Annotated in this window: 16 protein-coding genes; 5 read left to right on the plus strand and 11 right to left on the minus strand. The window is 59.2% G+C overall.

The genetic code is table 11. From position 1 onward, the window contains the following. Positions 1 to 945 (minus strand): transketolase family protein, encoded by a 945-nt coding sequence (locus C0557_RS06215; RefSeq protein WP_208657868.1) that lies wholly within the window; start codon positions 943 to 945, stop codon positions 1 to 3. Continuing rightward, entirely contained in the window at positions 938 to 1,768 is an 831-nt protein-coding gene (locus C0557_RS06220) for a transketolase (protein ID WP_007373752.1), read from the minus strand. Before C0557_RS06220 ends, C0557_RS06215 begins: the two co-directional genes overlap by 8 nt. A 318-nt stretch (positions 1,769 to 2,086) precedes the next feature. Here C0557_RS06220 and C0557_RS06225 point away from each other — a divergent pair, with 318 nt between their 5' ends. Continuing rightward, a complete protein-coding gene (locus C0557_RS06225) occupies positions 2,087 to 3,040 on the plus strand; it encodes a sugar-binding transcriptional regulator (protein WP_074776813.1) in 954 nt (317 codons plus the stop codon). 692 nt (positions 3,041 to 3,732) lie between these two features. Next, positions 3,733 to 5,415 carry a methyl-accepting chemotaxis protein gene (locus tag C0557_RS06230; RefSeq protein WP_208657869.1) on the plus strand — a complete coding sequence of 561 codons (1,683 nt, stop codon included), beginning with the start codon at positions 3,733 to 3,735 and terminating at the stop codon, positions 5,413 to 5,415. A 72-nt stretch (positions 5,416 to 5,487) separates the two neighbouring features. On the opposite strand, the gene C0557_RS06235 is transcribed toward C0557_RS06230, so the two are convergent. The 6 genes from C0557_RS06235 to C0557_RS06260 all read right to left on the minus strand — a co-directional run bounded on the left by C0557_RS06235 (position 5,488) and on the right by C0557_RS06260 (position 12,774). Beyond that, on the minus strand, positions 5,488 to 6,576 hold the full coding sequence (locus C0557_RS06235; RefSeq protein WP_007373755.1) for an ABC transporter permease: 1,089 nt from the start codon (positions 6,574 to 6,576) through the stop codon (positions 5,488 to 5,490). Position 6,577: 1 nt separating this feature from the next. Continuing rightward, entirely contained in the window at positions 6,578 to 8,104 is a 1,527-nt protein-coding gene (locus C0557_RS06240; RefSeq protein WP_208657870.1) for a sugar ABC transporter ATP-binding protein, read from the minus strand. Further along, positions 8,104 to 8,712: a DUF2291 family protein gene (locus C0557_RS06245; RefSeq protein WP_208657871.1), complete on the minus strand. Its 609-nt coding sequence runs from the start codon at positions 8,710 to 8,712 to the stop codon at positions 8,104 to 8,106. Before C0557_RS06245 ends, C0557_RS06240 begins: the two co-directional genes overlap by 1 nt. A 12-nt stretch (positions 8,713 to 8,724) precedes the next feature. Next, positions 8,725 to 9,666: a D-ribose ABC transporter substrate-binding protein gene (locus C0557_RS06250; protein ID WP_208657872.1), complete on the minus strand. Its 942-nt coding sequence runs from the start codon at positions 9,664 to 9,666 to the stop codon at positions 8,725 to 8,727. Between the two features lie 117 nt (positions 9,667 to 9,783). Then, complete coding sequence (gene entD, locus C0557_RS06255) at positions 9,784 to 10,446, minus strand: enterobactin synthase subunit EntD (RefSeq protein ID WP_208657873.1); 663 nt, start codon at positions 10,444 to 10,446, stop codon at positions 9,784 to 9,786. Between the two features lie 72 nt (positions 10,447 to 10,518). Beyond that, positions 10,519 to 12,774: a TonB-dependent siderophore receptor gene (locus C0557_RS06260; RefSeq protein ID WP_208657874.1), complete on the minus strand. Its 2,256-nt coding sequence runs from the start codon at positions 12,772 to 12,774 to the stop codon at positions 10,519 to 10,521. Positions 12,775 to 13,027: 253 nt separating this feature from the next. Between C0557_RS06260 and fes the strand changes: the two genes are divergently transcribed. The 3 genes from fes to entF are packed head-to-tail and all read left to right on the plus strand — an operon-like array spanning position 13,028 to position 18,366. After that, on the plus strand, positions 13,028 to 14,236 hold the full coding sequence (fes, locus tag C0557_RS06265; RefSeq protein ID WP_208657875.1) for an enterochelin esterase: 1,209 nt from the start codon (positions 13,028 to 13,030) through the stop codon (positions 14,234 to 14,236). Positions 14,237 to 14,263: 27 nt separating this feature from the next. Next, positions 14,264 to 14,482 (plus strand): MbtH family NRPS accessory protein, encoded by a 219-nt coding sequence (locus C0557_RS06270; protein WP_208657876.1) that lies wholly within the window; start codon positions 14,264 to 14,266, stop codon positions 14,480 to 14,482. Further along, positions 14,479 to 18,366: an enterobactin non-ribosomal peptide synthetase EntF gene (gene entF / locus C0557_RS06275; RefSeq protein ID WP_208657877.1), complete on the plus strand. Its 3,888-nt coding sequence runs from the start codon at positions 14,479 to 14,481 to the stop codon at positions 18,364 to 18,366. Before C0557_RS06270 ends, entF begins: the two co-directional genes overlap by 4 nt. Before the next feature lie 641 nt (positions 18,367 to 19,007). Here the strand turns inward: entF and fepC are convergent. The 3 genes from fepC to fepD are packed head-to-tail and all read right to left on the minus strand — an operon-like array spanning position 19,008 to position 21,807. Then, positions 19,008 to 19,817, minus strand: a complete 810-nt coding sequence (fepC, locus tag C0557_RS06280) for an iron-enterobactin ABC transporter ATP-binding protein (RefSeq protein WP_208657878.1) — start codon at positions 19,815 to 19,817, stop codon at positions 19,008 to 19,010. After that, entirely contained in the window at positions 19,814 to 20,806 is a 993-nt protein-coding gene (fepG, locus tag C0557_RS06285; protein ID WP_208657879.1) for an iron-enterobactin ABC transporter permease, read from the minus strand. Before fepG ends, fepC begins: the two co-directional genes overlap by 4 nt. Next, on the minus strand, positions 20,803 to 21,807 hold the full coding sequence (gene fepD, locus C0557_RS06290) for a Fe(3+)-siderophore ABC transporter permease (RefSeq protein ID WP_074776825.1): 1,005 nt from the start codon (positions 21,805 to 21,807) through the stop codon (positions 20,803 to 20,805). Before fepD ends, fepG begins: the two co-directional genes overlap by 4 nt. Between the last annotated feature and the right edge of the window lie 106 nt (positions 21,808 to 21,913).

A 21,913-nucleotide genomic window follows, 5' to 3' on the forward strand; every position in this document is an offset into this window, starting at 1 on the left:
TTACCGCGCGCTCAGCAGTTCGCGGGCATTTTTTACCACGCCAGCCGCATCGATTTGATGCCGGGCGCGGGTTGCCGCGCGATCGGCGGCGATGGCGTATTGCCCGTCGGCAATGCCAAGCCGACGCAGCGGTAGCGCGCATCCGGCTTCGGCCAGTACTTCAGCCACCAGGCTGCCGACGCCGCCGTTGATGTTGTGCTCTTCGACGCTGACCACGGCGCGGTGGGATTTCAGCGCGGCCAGTAGCTGGGATATATTGCAGGGACGAATAGACGGTACACTGATAACACTAGCCTCAATACCTTCTGCTGCCAGTTGTGTGGCGGCTTCGACAATTTCATGGACCGTCGAACCCATCGCCACCAGCGCAATATCGCGCCCGCTCCGCAGCACATCGATGTTGCCCGGCGCAAAGCGGTAGCTTTCGTCATGCAGTTCCGGCAGCGCTTTGCCATCAAGACGGATATAGACCGGGCCAACGTGGGCGAGGGCGTAATCAATTATTTGCCGACACTCCAGCGGGCTGGATGGGGCATAGATTTCGATATTGCCAAAACCGCGCAGCACCGAGATATCGTCGATACTGTGGTGCGTGCTGGCCAGCGGGCCATAGCTGGCGCCCGCGTTAAGGCCAAACAGCTTCACGTTGGTGTTGTTGTAGCAAATATCGACTTTGATCTGCTCGTTGGCGCGGGAGATCAAAAACGGCGCGGCGTTACAGGTGACAGCGATTTTGCCGCCCAGCGCGAGGCCTGCCGCGGCGCCGACCAGCGTCTGTTCGGCGATACCGACGTTTACCACGCGGCCGGGGAATTTCTGCATAAACGGCGAGATTTTGGCGGTGGAAGTGGAATCCGCCACCACCGGCACCAAGTCCATACCGCTGTCGACCGCGTCGATAAAGGCGTTCACCATCACCGTTGCCAGGTGTTCACTGTTACTCATCTTTCAACTCCTCCAGCGCCAGTTCAACTTCGTCGCCTTTCGGCACGCGGTGGTGCCACTCCGGCCGCCCCTGAATAAAGGAGATGCCCGCGCCTTTGGTGGTGTGGGCAATCACCACATGCGGTTTACCTGCGGGCCGTAAGCCTTCCAGCGTGCGCACCACATCGGCCATATCATTACCGCGACATTCCGTGACCTGCATACCAAAGGCGCGCCACTTGGCGTCCAGCGGATCGGTATTGAGGATCTCTTTGGTTGGCCCGGCGAGTTGCAGGCTGTTTTTGTCGTTAATGATGATCAGGTTGTCGAGCTGGTAGTGCGCGGCTACCAGCGCCGCTTCCCAGTTGCTGCCTTCCGCCAGTTCACCATCGCCAGTGACCACGAAAACGCGGCGCGCGCTGTTGCTGCGTTTGGCGGCCAGCGCGATGCCGACAGCGACCGGCAAACCGTGACCGAGTGCGCCGGTGTTGAGTTCAATGCCGGGGGTTTTGTGTTTCACCGGATGGCCGGGCAGGTGCGAATCGGCATGTTGATAGGTGGAAAGCCAGTCGACAGGAATAAACCCGGCTTCGGCCAGCACGCAGTAATAACCGCCGACCGCGTGGCCTTTCGATTGAATGTAGATGTCCCGCTCATCGCTCTCTTTGGTCTGCGGCGAGCAGTTCAGGATGCGAAAATAGAGCGCAGTCAGCACTTCTACCTGGGATAAATCAGCCCCGGTATGCCCGCCAGCCGGGCTTTCGGCATTAAGCACGATGATGCGACGACGCACCGCGCGGGCTTTTTTTTCAAGCTCATCCACAGAGAGTGAAAACGGATTCATAGCGTACCTCTTGAATGTATAATCTGTATTGAATAAATATTCAATCAGAGTGTGAAAAGGTTTCCGCAAAGCAGGTTACAACGCATTATCGTCAGTTTTTACGACCGGTTGTGACTGAATTGGAATATATATTCACTACTGATTTATTATTCATGGTTAAAGATATGCCGTGTGTTAAGGTTTGTCTATGCCCGGATCGGGCAAATTTGGAAGAAAGGAGAAAAGGATCACATTTGGATGGGGGTTGCCGCGTCGGGCTGGCTTGTTATCTATTCAATGATGAATAAAAATATCAGGCATCAGAGAAAGGGGAATCTCATGTCAAAGCAGGATGAACAGCGGCTGCTGGTGAAAATTGCCACGCTTTATTACAACGAAAATAAAAAACAGTCTGAGATCGCGACGCTGCTGCACCTTTCGCAATCCTTTGTTTCGCGCGCGCTGACGCGCTGCCAGAAAGAGGGGCTGGTGAAAATCACCGTCGTGCAGCCGACCAATATTTTTGTCGCGCTGGAGAAGGCGATTGAGCAACAGTACGGCATCCGGCAGGCGATTGTCGTGGATGTCGGGGAAAATCCCGCGAACGCGGCGATCAAGCACGCCATCGGCAGCGCGGCGGCGCACTATGTCGAAACGCGTCTGCGCCCGGAAGACCTGGTCGGGATCTCGTCGTGGAGCAGCACCATTCGCTGCATGGTGGATGAGATGCACCCGCAGAATATCCGCGCTGCCGGGGTGATTCAGCTGTTGGGCGGCGTCGGGCCGAACGGCAACGTGCAGGCGACGATCCTGACGCAGCAACTGGCGGCGCACCTCGGTTGCCCGGCGTGGCTGCTGCCGTCGCAGAGCATTGAGCATTCGGTGGATGAGCGGGCGCGGCTGGTGAACAGCCCGGACGTTGCCGCCGTGGTGGCGAAATTTGCCGAAGTGGACGTGGCGATTGTCGGTATTGGCGAGCTGGAGCCGTCGCAGTTGCTGAAAAATTCCGGTAACTACTACAACGAAAATATGTTGAAACTGCTGGCGGAGCGCGGCGCGGTGGGCGATATCTGCCTGCACTATTACGACGCGGCGGGCAACCCGGTGCTGAGCCACGAAGAGGATCCGGTGATCGGCATGGAGCTGGCGCAGATCCGCCAGTGTCCGCAGGTGATTGCGCTGGCGGGCGGCGTTGAAAAACGTAACGCCATTCGCGGCGCGTTGCAGGGCAACTATATCGATGTGTTGATCACCGATTATCCGACGGCCCGCAGCCTGGTGCAGGCGGAGTAAGGCCTGGCGGCCTTCGGCAAGATTGCCCGGTGGCGCTGCGCTTACCGGGCCTACGTAATTACAGCAACGCATAAGCTATCTCTTGGCACAATTCTCACAGCGAGGGGGTTGTGGTGGGAATTGCCCGATGGCGCAGCGCAAACCGGGTCTGCAAGTTTAGCAAAACCGCTGACTCAGCATATGAGAAAGGGTTCCGTTCACCAGGCGTTCAGTAGTTTCAGAAACGTGGCATCACGTGAACGGGACAAGGGGAGCTGCCGCGCTCCCCTTGTCAATCCCCGCGGCCCCGCGGGAAATCGGTGCTGCGCACTGTGCTCACCTCCCGCGCATCTGCCTGCGGTCGGCTCAACTCGACGTCCTGTCTCGGTTCGCCTCTGGCCGCCATCCATGGCGTCCAGACCTTGTCATCTGCGCTTCGGCTCGCCGATTTCAGCGGGGACACAACCCCTCGCGGCGAGAGTTGTGCCTGAAAATAGCTTATGCGTTGCTGTGAATGTGCAGACCCGGTTCGCGCTGCGCCATCGGGCATTCCCCACCACCACATTCGCCGGGATTGTTATCGCTGTTTTAAATAAAGGTTATTGCGTTACTTCTTTTTAATCTTAATTAACTTCGCCGCAACGCCGATGGAGAGTTAAGCAGCGCTGTATCGCTGTTATTCCTTTTCTTCACAGCAATTTACCGGGGTTTTTATGCACATTATTCGAAATTTAAAAATCAAGGTCGTGATGCTTGCGATCCTGATTATTTTTACTCTGCTCTGGGGCGGCGTGTCGTTTTTCTCTCTGCATGCATTAAGCGGCTTAACGGACGAAGTGGAACTCACCAATGTTCAGCAGGTGAACGGCGATATTATCAATAACGCCAGCGACCGTTACTATCAGGTGAAACTGCTGATGGATCGCGCAATCGTTTATCAGGCAAATAACGATACCCAGAACTACCAACAAACTATCGAGCGCATCGGCAAAGATATCGACTTTCTGCAGGGCGGGTTGAATCAGTTTAAAGTCACTGACCATGCCAATATCAGCACCACCGCCACGGACAATATCTACAACAGTTCGCTGACGCTGTTTAACCAGGCCATCACCCCCATGTTTGCCGCCATCAAGGAGAACAACGCCGCGAGCTACGCGCAACTGTCGAAAGATCAGTTCAGCCCGCTGCGCAGCGGTTTTTCGCAGGCAATCGTCGCTTATAACCAGGAGATTCACGATCTGAAATCCGCGGCGAATGGGCGTATTGCCAGTTGGGTGTCGGTGACGCGCACCATCATTATTATCGCGATGGTCATTGGCCTGGCGATGTTGGTGCTGTCGGAACGCTACCTGGCGCTGTGCCTGGCGCGTTCGCTGGAGTGGGTGAAGCAGCATTTGCAGGTGCTGTCGGTCGGGAGCCTGGATAAACCGACGAAAGATCTGGGGCACAACGAAGTCGGGCAGTTGATCCCGTACCTGGCAACGATGCAGGAGAACTGGGTGAAAACCGTCGCCCAGATCCGTAACAGCGCCGGAGAAATCTACCAGGGCGCCAGCGAAATCGCCTCCGGGAATACCGATCTCTCTTCGCGCACCGAAGAGCAGGCTGCGGCGCTGACGCAAACCGCCGCCAGCATGGAGGAGTTAAGCGCGGTGGTGAAACAGAACGCCGACAATGCTAATCAGGCCAGCCAACTGGCGAAAACTGCGTCGGAAGCAGTGAACACCGGCGAAGAACGGGTGCAGGCGGTCATCGCCAGTATGAAGAACATTACCAACAGTTCGCAGAAAATCACCGACATTATCAACGTGATCGACAGTATTGCTTTCCAGACCAATATCCTCGCGCTGAACGCCGCCGTGGAAGCCGCGCGCGCCGGTGAACAGGGGCGCGGTTTTGCCGTTGTCGCCAGCGAAGTGCGTAACCTGGCGCAGCGCAGCGCCGGGGCGGCGAAAGAGATCAAAGCGCTGATCGAAGAGTCCGTGGTGAACGTCAATAACGGCTACGACCAGGTGACGCTGACCAGCGAATCGATGGATAACATCCTGCGTTCGGTCACCAGCGTGACGGACATCATGGGCGAGATCGCCTCGGCATCCAGCGAGCAGAGTAAAGGGATTGGCCAGGTCGGCACGGCGATTTCGCAAATGGATGGTGTTACCCAGCAGAACGCCGCGCTGGTGGAAGAGTCCTCCGCCACCTCCAGTTCGCTGGAGCAGCAGGCTTACCAACTGACCGAAATCGTGTCGGTGTTTAAACTGCCAGGCGATGCTGCCGCGCAAAGCGCCGCCAGCAAACCGGCATCTAAAGCACCGAAAGCCGGAAAACCGGCGCTGCGCCCGGCGTTAGGTAGCGCCAGCAAAGCACCGGATACTGAGTGGGAAGCGTTTTAATAAAAAAATACCCGGCCGCATTGTGCGAGCCGGGCGGTAAAAACCCGGCGCATCAGAGCCGGGTAAGCTGGTCTATTTACCTTCCATTACCGCCTTCTGCGCGACCACTGCCGCTTTCTGCTGCATACGGTTTTGCATCTGATCGATAATCACTGCCACGATAATCACGATCCCTTTGATCACCATTTGCCAGAATTCGCTGACACCCATCATCACCAGCCCATCGGCGAGAAAACCGATCACGAACGCGCCAATCAGCGTACCGAGTACGGTGCCGCGACCACCGGCCAGCGACGTACCGCCCAGCACCACGGCGGCAATGGCGTTCATTTCAAACGCCGTACCGTTAGCCGGATGGCTCGCCAGCAACTGCGCCGAGACCACAATGCCCGCCAGCGCGGCGCACAGCCCGGAGAGGGTATAAACCCAGATTTTCACCTGCTTCACCCGCACGCCGGAGAGCTCGGCGGCGCGCTCGTTATCGCCAATCGCATAGACATGGCGGCCAAACGGCAGACGGCGGGCGATATACGCAATCACCGCGGCCAGCACAATCATCAGCCAGATGGCCCACGGAATGCCAAACAGCGTCCCGGCGCCAATTTCATCAAACCCGGTATTGCCGAGCAGCGGGTTGCCGGCAAGCCCCGGAAACGTCTGCCCGTCGGAGGTCAGCATCGCCGCGCCGCGCAGCACATACATGGTGCCAAGGGTGCAAATAAACGGCGCAACGTTGTAGCGGGTGATGATCCAGCCGTTCACCGCGCCGATAAGCCCACCAGTCAGCAGCACCAGCGGCACAATCACCCACACGCTGGGGAAAATGGCGATGCCGAACATCGGCAGCACAATGCCTTTGGTGATCATCCAGCCAGCAATCATCCCGCACAGCCCGAGCGTTGCGCCAATCGACAGATCGATCCCGGCGGTGATGATCACAAAGGTAATGCCCAGCGCCAGAAAGGCGTTGATGGCGATATGTTTAATCATGATCAGCAGGCTGCCGGTGGAGAGAAAACCCGGCACGGTGGCGGTAAAAAAGCCGACTATTAAGAACAGCGCGATAAAGGTGCGCAGCTTCAGCAGTAAAAGCAGAATGCTTTCGCGTGATAACGATGCGCCCGCGCGCGGCACGATGGCCATAGATTGTGTTGTTTTCATATCAGAACCCCTGAGCACTTGCTGTTACCAGTGCCGACTCTTCGGCCCGGGCGCGTTCAATATCGGCCGTCAGTTTGCCGCCGGACATCACCATAATGCGGTCAGAAACCGCCATGATTTCTTTCAAATCGGAGGTGGAGAAGACCACCGCGATCCCCTGTTGCGAAAGTTGCACCATCATGCGGAACACGTCGGCTTTTGCGCCGACATCAATGCCGCGCGTTGGCTCGTCGAGAAACAGCACTTTCGGGTTCGTCAGCAGCGAGCGGCCAATCACCACTTTCTGCTGGTTGCCGCCGCTGAGCGCCTGGATCTCCACCTCCGGCGAGGAGACTTTAATCGACAGGTTGCCAATGGTGCTGGCGACCACTTCTTCTTCATCCTTTGTGGCAATAGTGAAACCGCGCTGCAAGCGCCGCCACAGGCTGGCGATGGTCAAATTAGTCGCCACCGACGAGATGGGAAAGATGCCGGTGCGTTTGCGATCTTCCGGTACCAGGCTCATGCCCATGCGGATGCGTTCCGCGGGCGTCAGCCGCTGCGGCACCGGTTTGCTATCGAGCCACAGTTTGCCGAGATAGTTGCGTTCGGTGCCGAGCATGCACTCAAACAGCTCGGTACGCCCGGCTCCCATCAGGCCGTAGATACCGACAATCTCACCGGCATGCACTTTAAAGCTGACATCATTGACCGTGGTGACGCCGCTGGCGTTTACGCAGGTGATGTTTTCCGCTTCCAGAACCGGTGCGCCGAAGGTTCTTCCCGGCGAGAGGAAGTTACTGACCGGATCGCTGCCGAGCATTTCGCGCACGATCCACGGCACATCGATATCGCAGACCTGCGCTTCGGCCTGGAATTTGCCGTCGCGCAGAATGGTGATGACATCGCCAATCGCCATTAACTCTTCCAGTCGGTGCGAAATGTAGATAATCGACACCCCCTGGCGCGTGAGTTCGCGGATCACGCGGAACAGGATCTCCACTTCCGTTTTACTCAGCGCCGAAGTGGGTTCGTCGAGGATCAGAATATCGGCATCCTCGGCCAGCGCTTTGGCGATCTCGACCAGTTGCTGCTGACCAACTTTTAAGTTGCCAACCAGTTCGCGCGGCGAGATGGGCTGATCGAGGCGCTTGAGCAGCTCCGCGGTGCGTTTTTCCTGCTCCGCTTCGTTAATCGGCATCACCCCGTTTTGCAGTTCGCGGCCGAGAAAAATATTCTCTGCGACGTTGAGGTTCTCAAACAGGTTCAGTTCCTGGTGCACCATGCCGATACCGTGCGCGGCGGCAGAGCGGGTGTCGGAAAAGTGCACCGTTTCGCCATTCAGTTCGATGGTGCCGACGCTCGGCTGTTGCACGCCAGCGAGAATTTTCATCAGCGTCGATTTGCCCGCGCCGTTCTCGCCGATAATCACGTTCACTTTGCCGCGCCAGACGTTGTAATCGACGTTGTCCAGCGCCACGGTGCCGGGAAACAGCATCGACACGCCGCGCGTGCGCAGAATGATGTCGTCCACAGGTACATCGCTCATTACTGTGCCTCCTGTTGCAACTCCAGTGCCACGGCGTCATTAAGCTTGCCGCCGCTGAGCGTGACCGCCATCAGTACGGTGACCGGTTTTCCGGCCCAGCTGGCATCGACTTTTGGCAGATGTTTTACTGCTTCACGGTTATAGGCGCGGGAAAGCTGCGCAAACTGGACCTGGTTGGTAAAGTCTTCAAATTTAAAACCGGTAGCGTCGCGAATCGCGTTACCGCGTATTACCGGGCCAAGCTGCACCGGCAGCGATTGCCCGTTAACGTTAATCAGCAACTGCTGTTCGCGTTCATTACTGGTATCAATGCGTTCGACCTGGCTTGTCAGCCGGACAAATACGCTCTGCGGCGCGGCGGCCGGGTTTTTTTGTTGGGCGGCCAGCGTGTCGGCGCTCAGCGCATGCTGATGCGCGGCGTTGATCACACGTTCCTGCCAGGTTTGTTGCGCGATCTGCTGCGGTGTCTGGTTGTCAAAGCTGGCTTTGGCATGTGGATCGGCAGGCATAATCGGCTTGCCGTTCTCATCCAGATCCACCACGGTGCAGGCCGTGAGCAACAGGGCGACGCACCCTGCGAGCGCGTTACCCCATTGTTTTAACCACATAGCGCCTCCGCGTTACTTGCTGAGGTTGAACATTTTCAGTTTGCTGGCGTTGCTGTCATCGATCAGCATGCAGTCCATCAGTTGTTTCTCTTCCTTCTGTGCTTTGCCGTTTTTCAGGAAGTAATCAGCCTGTACGACGGCCATTTGCGCCTGCTGCCAGCCGGGTTGCAGCACGGTGGCTTTGATATTGCCTTTGTTGATGATCGAGTCGCGCACGTAGTCGCTGCCGTCAAAACCGACCACAATGACGTTGGTTTTTCCGGCGGCTTTCAGCGCCGCTTCTGCGCCAAGCGCCATGGTGTCGTTGCCGGAAATCACGCCGACAATGTCCGGGTGCGTTTGCAAAATGGCTTCCATACGAGTGAAGGCTTCGGTCTGGCTCCAGTTGGCGGTTTGCTGCGCCACCATTTTCATCTCCGGGTTGTCATCCAGCACATCGTGATACCCCTGTGAACGTACGCTGGCGTTGGTGTCCGACTGGCGGCCTAACAGCTCAACGTACTTGCCTTTGCCGTTCAGCAGCTTGGCGAACTTCTCCGCGCCCAGTTGCGCGCCCTGATAGTTGTTGGAGACGATTTGCGCCACCGCCACGCCGGTTTTGTTGATTTCACGATCGATCAGAAAGGTGGGCACGCCTGCTGCTTTCGCTTTCTCCAGCGGGCCGACGGTGGCATCTGCCCCGGCGTTATCCAGAATGATCGCTTTCGCTTTGCGGGCGATCGCCGTTTCAATCAATTGGTTCTGTTTGTTGACATCGTCGTCATGAGAAGCGACCAGCGTGGTGTAGCCCAGCTCTTTCGCTTTGGCTGCTGCGCCATCGGCTTCTGCTTTAAAAAACGGATTGTCGTGGGAAGGAGTAATGATCGCGATCAGGCCGTTATCTGCGGCGAATAGCGAGCCGGATGCAGCGATCATCGAAGCCAGTACAACGGATTGCAGTAGGGTCTTTTTCATCTTTTTCTCCACATTGAATATATATTCAATAATGATTTATTATTCAAAGTAACGATAATTCGACGATGGCAAACTGTCTACGGTTTGCGCAGCTAATTTCTTAAAAGGAGAAAAGGATCACGATCCGAACGGTAAACCCACGGCCAGCGTTATCACCTGTTCGTGGTCGGCTTGCCAGTAGACGTTTGCTTTTTTATCAACCAGTTGTGGGGAAAATTCCGCCAGAAAATGCAGCTCAAGATGCTGTTCGTCAATGGCGGTGATGTGCGCGCTGGCAAAGCCGGGGAAGGGGTTCGCCTGCGGGGAAAACGCTTTGTAAAGGCTCTCTTTCGCGCTGAAAGCGAGCGTTAGCGCCAGCGTAAACGGCAGAGGGCAGGCGGCCAGCAGCGCATGTTCCTGCGCGTTAACAATACTTGCGGCCAGTTCATCGCACAGCGCCGGGCTGAACTGCGCTTCAAGATCCACGCCGACAAGGTGCGACGCCACCACGGCAACGGCGCGCTGCCCGCTGTGGCTGATGCTACCCGATACGCCTTGCGGCCAGCAGGGTTCGCCTGCGGTGCCAATGGCCGGAACCGTGCTGAAACCGTGCTCCTGCAACGCGTGCAGCGCGGCGATCCGCCCGGCCAGATGCTCGGTCTGGCGCTTTAACGCGCAGTGCGCAAGCGAGGCGTGATGCGGTAGCCAGAGAAGATCGGCGTGGGTAAACGTCGCGGGAAGAAAATCAATCAGATGAAGCGTGTGACCAGCGAGGGAAACGGTGTGATGAGTGGTGTGCATGGCGTTTCCTCGCCCGGCCCTCTCCCCGCCGGGAAGCGGGGGATCTTCCGTTGGGGAGAAGGCGGGTGCAACTTAGAAGTGGGTGTTCACACTCATATACCAGGTGCGGCCCGACTCGTTATAAGTTTCTGCGCCAGCGCCGTACATCCAGCCGGTGCTGCCGCCGGTGCTCTGGGCGTTACCTGCGCGCCAGTGGCGTTTGTCGAACAGGTTATCGATACCGGCCGTCAGGCTGACGTATTTGGTCACATCCCAGGTGCCGCTCAGGCCAACGATGCTGTAAGGGCTGACTTCGTTGGTGGCGGAACCGGTCACGCGGTTGCCCTGATAGTCATACTTTTTCGGTTCCTGTTTGCCGTACCAGGTAAAGGTCGACTGAACAGAAACATCCTGCACAATCTGCCAGCTCAGGGTGGAGTTTATCGTGTACTCCGGAATGATCGACAAGCGTTCGCCGGTGGTTTTGTTTTTGCTTTGCAGCATGTACGTGAAGTTGTTGCTCCACGTTACCGCATCGCTGACCGGCACGTTCAGGGTGCCTTCTAAACCTTCCACCACCGCTTTCGGCACGTTCTCCCACTGGTAGAGATCGGTTTTGGTACTGCCGACAGAGGTCTGGCTCAGCGGTGAATAACCGGCTTCAATCTTATTGCGGTAATCGTTGCGGAACCACGTCACCCCGGCCAGCCAGCCTTCATGTTTGAATTCCAGACCAATCTCTTTGTTGATGCTGGTTTCCGCTTTCAGATCGTCGTTACCCATCATATAGCAACCTACGCCGGTGCCGCTGGCGTAGCAACCCTGGCCCTTACTGTAGAGGATATAGTTCGGGTTGGTTTGATAGAGACTTGGTGCTTTGTAAGCGCGGGCGATACCCATTTTCAGCGTGAAGTCATCGCCCAGACCCTGCGACAGGTTCAGCGACGGGCTCCAGTTATTGCCGACAATGGTGTGATGATCAAAACGCAGGGCTGGCGTCAGCATGGTGCTGTCGGTCAGCTCCATGTTGTCTTCTGCGAACACTGAGTAGATATCAGCGCTGGAGTAGGGGCTGCGGTTGGTGCTGCTCAGACCGGAAATCGGGCCGCCCTGGAAAGCCTGCTTATTCGACGCCATGTCTTTCATTCGCTGCTGGTTCCACTCGGTTCCCAGCGTCAGCGTCTGGTTGACCAGCAGATCCAGCGGCAGGTTCACTTCGTTATGCAGCATCACGTCCGAGAGATCGATATCGGTGAACTTATTGGTGTTGAATAACCCTTCCAGACCGCCCGCCAGACCTTCGCCGAGACGCGAGTTGCGCGTGCGTTCGTACTGAAGCCAGTTATTGGTGGTCACACCGTTATCCCAGCCGCCATTCCAGGTGACAGAGTAGTTCTGGCGATAAAGACGGTTAGTCTCTTTGCCGTAGTTCTCTTTCACGTAGTTATTGGTGCTGCTGTCGTTGTTGGTGTTCTGCGTATCGCCCGCGTAGAGGTTGCCCTGGCGGCTGTAACCGGCTTCAAACTCCAGCGACTGCAACGGCGCGAAATCCCAGCGCACCACGCCGTTGATATCTTTGTTGATCGAACCTTCACGACCGGCAGCCATGGTGTTGGCATAGATCCCGGTACGTTCGGACTGATGATCCTGGTTGATATCCCACGCGTCGGCCTGGGTTTTTGCCAGGTTGCCGTACAGGCGGAAGCTGACATCGCCGCCCAGCGGGCCGCTCAGGCTGAAGTCGGTACGTTTGGTGGAACCTTCGTCTTTATGTTCCGGTGCGTTGAAATAGGTGTTCCACGCGCCGTGCCATTCGTTTGTTTTATCTTTTTTGGTGATGATATTCACCACGCCGCCAGCTGCGCCGTTACCGTAACGCGCCGCTGCCGGGCCGCGAATCACTTCGATGCGCTCGATCATTTCCGGCGGCACCCAGTTGGTGTCGCCACGGCTGTCACGCTCGCCGCGCCAGCCAAGGCGCACGGAGTTGCGGCTGGTAACCGGTTTGCCGTCAATCAGGATCAGGGTGTTTTCCGGGCCCATACCGCGAATATCGATCTGGCGGTTGTTGCCGCGCTGACCGCTGGTGGCGTTACCGGTTAAGTTAACGCCCGGCATGGTACGGATAATTTCAGAAACGTCGCGCGCTGGCGGGTTTTTGCGAATTTCGTCAGCGGTGATGGTGGAGACGCCCGGCGCCTGCAAATTTTGCTGCGCGGCGGTAACCACGATGGTGTCATCATTCGCGGTGGAGCTGGTGGTAGTGCTGTCTGCCGCCATGGCGGGCAAAGCAGCACCGTAGATCCCCAGATTGACCAATAAGGTCAGGGACTTGATTTTGTTATTCATTGTTTTACCTGCTTTTCATCGCCGCTTCCCCGGTTAATCCATTCCCAGGGGGAGAGGAGGCGGCATCATGGAGCCAGCACAAAGCGAGCTGCTCAGCCCTGAGTAGCATCGACAAAGGTGGCCTCTTTTGTGAAAGACGCGCTTCCCACAGCGCGCTAATACGCTATTGCAAATGCAAATTGTTATCAATAATATTATCAACAAATTTAGAAGTGCAAGCAAAAATTTCCACAGCATATTTGGGGTAATAGACGTGACGTCAACAACGGGAAGTGATGCCTGGTGGGAGTCAAAACAGGGGCCGGAATGGGTGCAGGAAGCGGGCGGATACCGCGTTACGTTTTGGTGGCGAGATCCAGCAGGCACGGAAACCACATCTCCCATTCAACGGGTCTGGCTCTATATCACCGGCGTGACCGATCATCATCAAAATGCCCGGCCGCAATCGCTTGAGCGCATTGCCGGTACCGATGTCTGGTACCGCGAGATTCGCCTTGAAGCGTGCTGGCGGGGCAGCTATTGCCTGATGCCTTCGCAAAATCACGACGACTTTTCCCCCGCTGTGTTTGCTGCCACTCCACCGGATCGCGCCGCCCTGCGCGAAGGCTGGCGCAAGCTGCTGGCGCAGGCGATTGCCGATCCGCTTAACCCGCAAAGCTGGCGCGGCGGGCGCGGTCATCCGGTTTCGGCGCTGGAAATGCCCGATGCGCCGCTACAACCGGGCTGGCAGGCATCCGATACCCCTTTCAATGAACCGCAATTACTGCGCTGGCGCAGCCAGCGGCTGAACAATACGCGTCGCGTGTGGATCTACACCACCGGCGAGGAAAACGCCGCCGAACGCCCGCTGGCGGTGCTGCTCGACGGGCAATTCTGGGCGCAGAGTATGCCGGTCTGGCCCGCGCTGGCCGCGCTCACCCATGAGGGGCAACTACCGGCGGCGGTCTATGTATTGATCGATGTGATTGATAACGCGCACCGCACGCACGAACTGCCCTGCAATGCTGATTTCTGGCTGGCGGTGCAGGAAGAGCTGCTGCCGCAGGTGCAGGCGCTGGCGCCGTTCAGCGATTGTGCTGAGCACACGGTGGTGGCCGGGCAGAGTTTTGGCGGTCTCGCTTCACTTTATGCCGCGCTGCACTGGCCGCAGCGTTTTGGCTGCGTACTGAGCCAGTCCGGTTCTTACTGGTGGCCGCATCGCGGTGCAGAGCAGGACGGCATCCTTATCCAACAACTTCAACGCGGTGAACTGCACCCCTCTGGCCTGCGCATTGTGCTGGAAGCGGGCGCGCGCGAACCGCTGATTTTTCGCGCCAATCAGGCGCTTTTTTCCCTGTTACAACGCATACAGCAGCCGGTTTTCTGGCGTCAGGTTGACGGCGGACATGATGCGCTTTGCTGGCGCGGCGGGCTGACTTCCGGGCTGATTACCCTCTGGCAGCCTTTGACCCGCGCCCGCTGACGCGCCCTTCTATGACAGGAGTTTGCTATGGAGTTCACCAACCCCTTCGATAATCCGCAAGGGCGGTTTTATATTCTGCAAAACAGCCAGCAGCAATACAGTTTGTGGCCTGCACAGTGCGCGTTGCCTGATGGCTGGCGCGTGGTGTGCGAACCGCATCCGCAGGATGCCTGCAATATGTGGCTTGCCGCTCACTGGCAGAGCTTAACCCCGGCGCACTACGTGACAGCAAGGAGCGGCCAATGACGCAACGTTTACCGCTGGTCGCCGCCCAGCCTGGGATCTGGATGGCGGAAAAACTCTCGTCGTTGCCCAACGCCTGGAGCGTGGCACACTATGTTGAGCTGAAGGGCGATATTGATGCCGCGCTGCTGGCGCAGACGATTGTTACCGGTATGGCGCAGGCCGATACGCTGCGCATGCGCTTTGAGGAAGATAACGGTGACGTCTGGCAGTGGGTGGATGAATCGCAACAGTTTGTGCTGCCCGCCATCACCGATTTACGCACTTACAGCGATGCGCATGCCGCCGCGCTGAACATTATGCGCGCCGATCTGGCGCAAAACCTGCGCGTCGAGAGCGGCAAACCGCTGGTCTGCCATCAGCTCCTGCGCGTGGGCGAGCAGCGCTGGTACTGGTATCAGCGCTATCACCATTTACTGGTCGATGGTTTCAGTTTCCCGGCCATTACCCGCCAGATCGCCGCAATTTACAGCGCCTGGCGACGCGGCGACGAAACACCGTCATCCCCCTTTACGCCGTTTGCGCAAGTGGCGGAAGAGTATCAGCGTTATCGCGACAGCGATGGCTGGCAGCGCGATGGCGCTTTCTGGGCGAAACAGCGCAGCGAACTGCCGCCGCCGGTTTCACTCTCTTCAATGCCGCTGCCGGGACGCGCGGCGACCACCGATATCCTGCGCCTGAACGTTGCGCTCAATGCTGATGATTTCCGCCGTTTAACCCGCGCGCTGCCGAACAGCCAGCCTGCCGATCTGGGGCTGGCGCTGGTGGCGCTATGGCTCGGTCGCCTGTGCGGGCGGATGGATTACGCCGCCGGATTTATTTTTATGCGCCGCATGGGTTCCGCCGCGCTAACCGCTACCGGACCGGTGCTGAACGTGCTGCCGTTAGGCATTCATATCAATGGCGCGCAAACCCTCGCGGAACTGGCCACGCAACTGGCGGGCAGCCAGAAAGCGATGCGCCGCCATCAGCGTTACGATGCCGAGCAGATTGTCCGCGATGCGGGCCGCGCCGCAGGCGATGAGCCGCTGTTTGGCCCGGTATTCAACGTCAAAATGTTTGACTACCTGCTGGATGTCGATGGCATTCACGGCACCACGCATACGCTGGCGACCGGGCCGGTCAACGATCTGGAGATTGCGCTGTTCCCGGATGACGAGGGCGGCCTTGCCGTTGAAGTGCTGGCGAACCGCAGCCGTTACGATGAAGCCACGCTGCGCGGCCATGTGGCGCGGCTGGGCCAATTACTGGCGCAGTTTGCCGAAAACCCGGCGCTGCGCAGCGGCGATGCCGATCTGCTTGCCCCGCACGAAGCGCAACAGCTGGCAAACATTAACGATACCGGCATGATGCTGCCGACCACCACCTTAAGCGATTTAGTGGCGGCGCAGGCGGTGAAAACCCCGGACGCGCCTGCATTGCGCGATGCCCGCTGGCAATTCAGCTATCGCGAAATGCGCGAACAGGTTGTCGCGCTGGCGCAGCATCTGCGTCAGCTTGGCGTGCAGCCCGGTGACAGCGTCGCGGTGGCGTTGCCGCGCTCGGTCTTCCTGACGCTGGCGCTGCACGGCATTGTCGAAGCGGGCGCCGCCTGGCTGCCGCTGGATACCGGCTACCCGGACGAGCGTCTGCGGATGATGCTGGAAGATGCGCAGCCAAGGTTATTGATCACCGCAGACGATCAACTCGCCCGCTTTAGCGATATTCCGGGGCTGGCGCACTTCTGCTACCAGCAGCCGCTGGCCGCGCAGGGCAGTGACGCGCTCAATCTGGCGCGCCCGGAACAGACGGCGTATATCATTTTCACCTCCGGCTCGACCGGGCGACCGAAAGGGGTGATGGTCGGCCAGACCGCCATCGTCAACCGCCTGCTGTGGATGCAGGAGCAGTATCCGCTGAACGCGCAGGATGTGGTGGCGCAGAAAACGCCGTGCAGTTTTGATGTTTCGGTGTGGGAATTCTGGTGGCCGTTTATCGCCGGGGCCAGCCTGGTGATGGCCGAGCCGGAAGCGCACCGCGATCCGCAAGCGTTACAGGCTTTCTTTGCCGAATATGGCGTGACCACGACCCATTTCGTGCCGTCGATGCTGGCGGCCTTTGTCGCTTCGCTGACGCCGGAAAGTGCGCAGCAGTGCTGTCGTTCGCTGAAGCAGGTGTTCTGTAGCGGTGAAGCGCTGCCAGCGGAATTGTGCCGCGAATGGCAACTCCTGGCCGGCTCGCCGCTGCATAACCTGTATGGCCCGACGGAAGCGGCGGTGGACGTAAGCTGGTATCCGGCGCATGGCGAAGCGCTGGCGCAGGTGCGCGGCAACAGCGTGCCGATTGGCTTCCCGGTGTGGAATACCGGGCTGCGTATTCTCGACGCCATGATGCGCCCGGTGCCGCCGGGCGTGGCGGGCGATCTCTATCTGACGGGTATTCAACTGGCGCAGGGCTATCTGGGACGTGCGGATCTGACCGCCAGCCGCTTTATCGCCGATCCGTTCGCCTCCGGCGAGCGCATGTACCGTACCGGCGATGTGGCGCGCTGGCTGGAAAATGGCGCGGTGGAATATCTGGGACGCAGCGACGATCAACTGAAAATTCGCGGCCAGCGTATTGAGCTGGGCGAAATTGATCGGACGATGCTGGCGCTGGCGGATGTGGTGCAGGCGGTGGCTCATGCCTGCGTCTTTAATCAGGCGGCGGCCAGCGGCGGCGATGCGCGTCAACTGGTGGGCTATGTGGTTTCCGCATCCGGTTTGCCGCTCGATACCGCCACGTTGCTGGATCAACTGCGCGGGCAACTGCCGCCGCATATGGTGCCGGTGCGCCTGCTACAACTGAGCGCCTTGCCGCTGAGCGCGAACGGTAAACTCGATCGCAAAGCGCTGCCATTGCCGGAACTGGCGGCGACACGCCGTGGTCGCCCGGTGAACGCCGGGATGGAAACACGTGTGGCGCAGGCGTTTGCTGTGCTGTTGGGCTGCGAGGTGCAGGATGCGCAGGCCGATTTCTTTGCGCTCGGCGGCCACTCGCTGCTGGCGATGCGTCTGGCAGCGCAGCTCAGCCGTGAGCAGCAAAGGCCGGTGACGCCGGGGCAGATTATGGTCGCTTCGACGGTGGAGAAACTCGCCGCGCTGCTGGCGCAGAGCCTGACGGCGGAGCAGGCGCAGCGCCTTGGTATGGAAACGCTGCTGCCGCTGCGCGAAAGCGACGGCCCGACGCTGTTCTGCTTCCATCCGGCTTCCGGTTTTGCCTGGCAGTTCAGCGTGCTGGCGCGTTACCTTGCGCCGCGCTGGTCGATAACCGGCATTCAGTCGCCGCGACCTTTCGGCCCGCTACAGCAGGCAGCAACGCTGGATGACGCCTGCGAGCAGCATCTTGCCACGCTGCTGGCGCAGCAGCCGCACGGGCCTTATCACCTGTTCGGTTACTCGCTTGGCGGCACGCTGGCGCAGGGCATTGCCGCGCGTTTGCGGGCGCGGGGCGAAGAGGTGGCCTTCCTTGGCCTGCTCGACACCTGGCCGCCGGAGACGCAAAACTGGGCGGAAAAAGAGGCAAACGGGCTGGCTCCGCAAGTGCTGGCAGAGATTGAGCGTGAGCGGCAGGCCTTTCTTGCCGCCCAGCAAGGGCAAAGCTCCGGCGAGCTGTTTTCGACTATCGAAGGCAACTACGCCGACGCGGTGCGTTTGCTGACCACCGCGCACAGCCTGCCGTTTGACGGCAAGGCGACGCTGTTTGTCGCTGAGCGCACGCTGCCCGCAGGTACCGATCCGCACAAAGCCTGGGCGCCGTGGGTGCGGGAACTGGCGGTCTATCGCCAGGATTGCGCCCATGTCGATATTATTTCGCCGCAGGCGTTTGAGCGTATCGGGCCGGTGTTAAGGGAGATATTGGGAGAGTGATATGGCCTGTTGCCCGGTGGCGCTGACGCTTACCGGGCCTACGCGTTTAGCGGGCCTGCAAAGAGGTTTGCGCCGTAGGCCGGATAAGGCGTAGCCGCCATCCGGCGTTTGTGGATATTGGGAATATTGTGGAATTATTCCGTTCACCAGAAGACTGGCAGACACTTATGCTTTGTCGCTCGTGAACGGGAAAAGGGGAGCTACCGCGCTCCCCTTTTCAATCCCCGCGGCCCCGCGGGAAATCGGTGCTGCGCACTGCGCTCACCTCCCGGGCATCTGCCTGCGGTCGGCTCAACTCGTGATTACTCGTCCCATCCATGGGACTCGCCCCTTCGGGGCCAGCGCAAGCGCTGTTCAAAATTGCTCCCGGCAATTTTGTCCTGCTCGACTCGCCTCTGGCCGCCATCTCTGGCGTCCAGCCCTTGTCATCTGCGCTTCGGTTCGCCGATTTCAGCGGGGACAAAAACCATCGCTTCAGCACCTGTGTCCACTGGCAAAATAGTATCGCTGCCGGGAAATGCCCGGTGGCGCTGACGCTTACCGGGCCTACGTGTTTACCGGGCTGACAAAGGGGATTGCGCCGTAGGCCGGATAAGCGTTAGCGCCATCCGGCAATCGGGCGATGCAGTCAATCGATCGGCTTATCCGGCTGGCATGCCGCTGCGCCCCAGCGGCACCACCAGCGGTGTATGCGCCACCGGATCGTCAATGATCATGCAGCGCAGACCGTAGACCGCTTCTATCAATTCGGCGGTAACTATCTCTTTCGGCGCGCCCTGCGCGACAATTTTGCCATCGCGCAGCGCAATCAGATGCGTGGCGTAGCGGCAGGCCTGATTCAAATCATGCAGCACCGCCGCCAGCGTATAACCCTGCTCACGGTTCAGCGCGCTTAACAGCTCCAGCAGATCGATCTGGTAGCTGATATCGAGCCAGGTGGTGGGTTCGTCGAGCAGCATGATGGCGGTTTCCTGCGCCAGCACCATCGCAATCCACGCTCGCTGCCTCTGGCCGCCGGAGAGCGTATCGACACTCTGGCTGGCCAGCAAATCCACGCCGGTGGCTTTCATCGCCCGCGCCACGGCGTCTTGATCCTCTTTACGCCAGCGGGTGAACAGCGGTTGATGCGGGTAGCGCCCGCGCGCCACCAGCTCCTGCACGGTGATATCGCCCGGCGTGGTGGCGTTTTGCGCCAGCAGCCCGACGCGCCGCGCCACCTCTTTGCTGGCGAAGCGCTGGATCTGCTCTCCATCGAGATAAACATGCCCCTGTGCGGGCGTCATCAGTCGGCTTAGAGTGCGCAGCAGCGTTGATTTACCGCAGCCGTTGGGGCCGATAATGGCGGTGAAATGGCCGTCGGGAATGGCAACGCTTAGCTGCTCAGCAATAATTTTTTTGCCATAACCCAGCGTTAAGTCTGCGCCGCGCAAACGGGAAGATAAGTCGGTCATTTCTTGCGGGACTCCTGAATTAACAAGGCGATAAGGTAGATACCGCCAAGGCTGACGGTGACCACGCCCACCGGCAACTGATAAGGCGTAAACCCTTGCTGGGCGATAAAATCTGCCAGCAGCAGCAGCAGCGCGCCGCACAGGGCCGACTGCGTTAAGCCCCAACGAGCGGTGGCGCTAATGCGCCGGGCGATATGCGGGGCCACCAGCGCGATAAACGAAATCGGCCCCGCCAGCGCGGTAGCCGCCGCCGTCAGCGCCACCGCCACCAGCATTAACAGCAGGCGCGAACGCTCGACGCGAACGCCGAGCGCGCAGGCGCTGTCATCGCCCATCTCCAGCAACCGCATCCGCCGGGCGAGCAGGGCGGCGCACACGAACATTGCCAGAATAATTGGCGCAGAAGGCAGTGTTTTCGCCCAGGTCAGGCCGTTCAACGAGCCAGCATTCCACAGCCCGGCGGTGAGGGCGGTTTCCAGCGATGCCCGCAGCAGCAGCCAGGTATTGAAGGCCACGAGCATTGCACGCACGCCAATGCCGACAATAATCAGGCGGAAGGTTTCAATGCCATTGCGCCAGGCCAGCAGCCAGACCACCAGCGAGGTGAGCATACCGCCCGCCAGCGCTGCCAGCGCGATGGCCGTTAAATGCTGACCAAACAGCACCATCGCCACCAGCACGCCGCTCCATGCGCCGGTGTTAAAGCCCATCACATCCGGGCTGCCTAACGGGTTGCGCATCAGCGATTGAAAAATCGCGCCGCTGACGCCGAGCGCGGCACCGACCAGCAGCGCCATCAATACGCGCGGTAAACGCCACTCCATCACCACCCGTTGCATCGCGCGCGGCGCATCGCCGGTTAATGCGTGCATCACCTGGGTCAATTCCAGCGTTACTGCGCCGCTGCGCAGGCTCCAGACCGCCATCAGCACGGCACAAAGCCCCATCAGCAGACAACTGGCGACTAAACGACGGGACGGCGACATCACAGGCCACCTCCGCGCGCGCGGCGCACCAGTACAATCAGCACCGGCGCACCGAGAAAGGCGCTGACCACCGATACGCGCAGCTCACCGGGCACAATCAGGCGGCCAATAATATCGGCGAACAGCAACAACGCTGGCGTTGCAAGCAGTGTGACCGGCAGCGACCAGCGGTGATCCGCGCCCACCAGCCAGCGTGCCATGTGCGGCATCATCAACCCGATAAAGGCAATCGGGCCGACCACCGCCGTCGCGCTGCCGCACAGCACGGTGATGGTCACTAATCCGAGTAATTGCGTGCGCGCCACCTTGCTGCCAAGCGCCGTGGCGGTATCGCTGCCGAGGCTCAAACTGTTGAGCGAACGGCTCAACATCAGCGTGATTGCCGCCGCCAGCAGCACCGGAATGATCACCATTTTCAACGTTTGCAGGGTGCGGATATCCAGCGATCCGGCCTGCCAGAATCGCAACTGGTCGTAGACATCGGCATTCAGCAGCGCAATCCCGCTGGAGAGCCCTTCCAGCACCGCGCCAAGCGCCACTCCCGCCAGCGTCAGACGCACCGGACTGAGCTGCCCGCCGCCCTGGCTGCCGGTAAAGGCCACCAGCAGCGACGCGGCTAGCGCGCCGCAAAACGCCAGCAGCAATTGCTCCACCGGAGACGAAATACCGAGCAGCGCTGCGCCGAGCACAATGGCGAAACTGGCACCGGAATTCACGCCAAGCAGACCGGGATCGGCCAGCGGATTACGGGTGAGGGTTTGCATCAACGCACCAGCAAGGCCCAGCGCGCCACCGGCCAGCAGACCCGCCAGCGTGCGCGGCAGGCGCGCATCGCGGATGACGGCGCAGTCCGCGCTCTGGCAGACGCCGAAGAGGGCGTCGATCACCACGGAGGCGGGCATCGGTTTGGCACCGATAAACAGGCTGAGTGCGGCGGCGACAATAAGCAGTATCAATAGTCCGGCGAGAACAAAGGGGCGCGCCGGAAAAGCAGAACACGACATAAGACGTCCCAAATTTGATAATGATAGTAATTATCGTTATCGATCTTGTTTTGATATGTTAACATGCGAAGCCGACATATGGACATAAAAAGTACGTATTTAAGGC

The sequence above is a fragment of the Kosakonia sp. MUSA4 genome (genome assembly GCF_013085925.1).
Lineage (GTDB): Bacteria > Pseudomonadota > Gammaproteobacteria > Enterobacterales > Enterobacteriaceae > Kosakonia > Kosakonia sacchari_B.

What these genes read in the sequence shown, in the direction of transcription:
- C0557_RS06230 (WP_208657869.1), top strand. Translation starts at nt 3,733, where the DNA reads ATGCACATTATTCGAAATTTAAAAATCAAGGTCGTGATGCTTGCGATC.
- C0557_RS06235 (WP_007373755.1), bottom strand. Translation starts at nt 6,576, where the DNA reads ATGAAAACAACACAATCTATGGCCATCGTGCCGCGCGCGGGCGCATCG.
- C0557_RS06250 (WP_208657872.1), bottom strand. Translation starts at nt 9,666, where the DNA reads ATGAAAAAGACCCTACTGCAATCCGTTGTACTGGCTTCGATGATCGCT.
- entF (WP_208657877.1), top strand. Translation starts at nt 14,479, where the DNA reads ATGACGCAACGTTTACCGCTGGTCGCCGCCCAGCCTGGGATCTGGATG.
- fepD (WP_074776825.1), bottom strand. Translation starts at nt 21,807, where the DNA reads ATGTCGTGTTCTGCTTTTCCGGCGCGCCCCTTTGTTCTCGCCGGACTA.
- C0557_RS06220 (WP_007373752.1), bottom strand. Translation starts at nt 1,768, where the DNA reads ATGAATCCGTTTTCACTCTCTGTGGATGAGCTTGAAAAAAAAGCCCGC.
- fepC (WP_208657878.1), bottom strand. Translation starts at nt 19,817, where the DNA reads ATGACCGACTTATCTTCCCGTTTGCGCGGCGCAGACTTAACGCTGGGT.
- entD (WP_208657873.1), bottom strand. Translation starts at nt 10,446, where the DNA reads ATGCACACCACTCATCACACCGTTTCCCTCGCTGGTCACACGCTTCAT.
- C0557_RS06270 (WP_208657876.1), top strand. Translation starts at nt 14,264, where the DNA reads ATGGAGTTCACCAACCCCTTCGATAATCCGCAAGGGCGGTTTTATATT.
- C0557_RS06260 (WP_208657874.1), bottom strand. Translation starts at nt 12,774, where the DNA reads ATGAATAACAAAATCAAGTCCCTGACCTTATTGGTCAATCTGGGGATC.
- C0557_RS06245 (WP_208657871.1), bottom strand. Translation starts at nt 8,712, where the DNA reads ATGTGGTTAAAACAATGGGGTAACGCGCTCGCAGGGTGCGTCGCCCTG.
- C0557_RS06225 (WP_074776813.1), top strand. Translation starts at nt 2,087, where the DNA reads ATGTCAAAGCAGGATGAACAGCGGCTGCTGGTGAAAATTGCCACGCTT.
- C0557_RS06240 (WP_208657870.1), bottom strand. Translation starts at nt 8,104, where the DNA reads ATGAGCGATGTACCTGTGGACGACATCATTCTGCGCACGCGCGGCGTG.
- C0557_RS06215 (WP_208657868.1), bottom strand. Translation starts at nt 945, where the DNA reads ATGAGTAACAGTGAACACCTGGCAACGGTGATGGTGAACGCCTTTATC.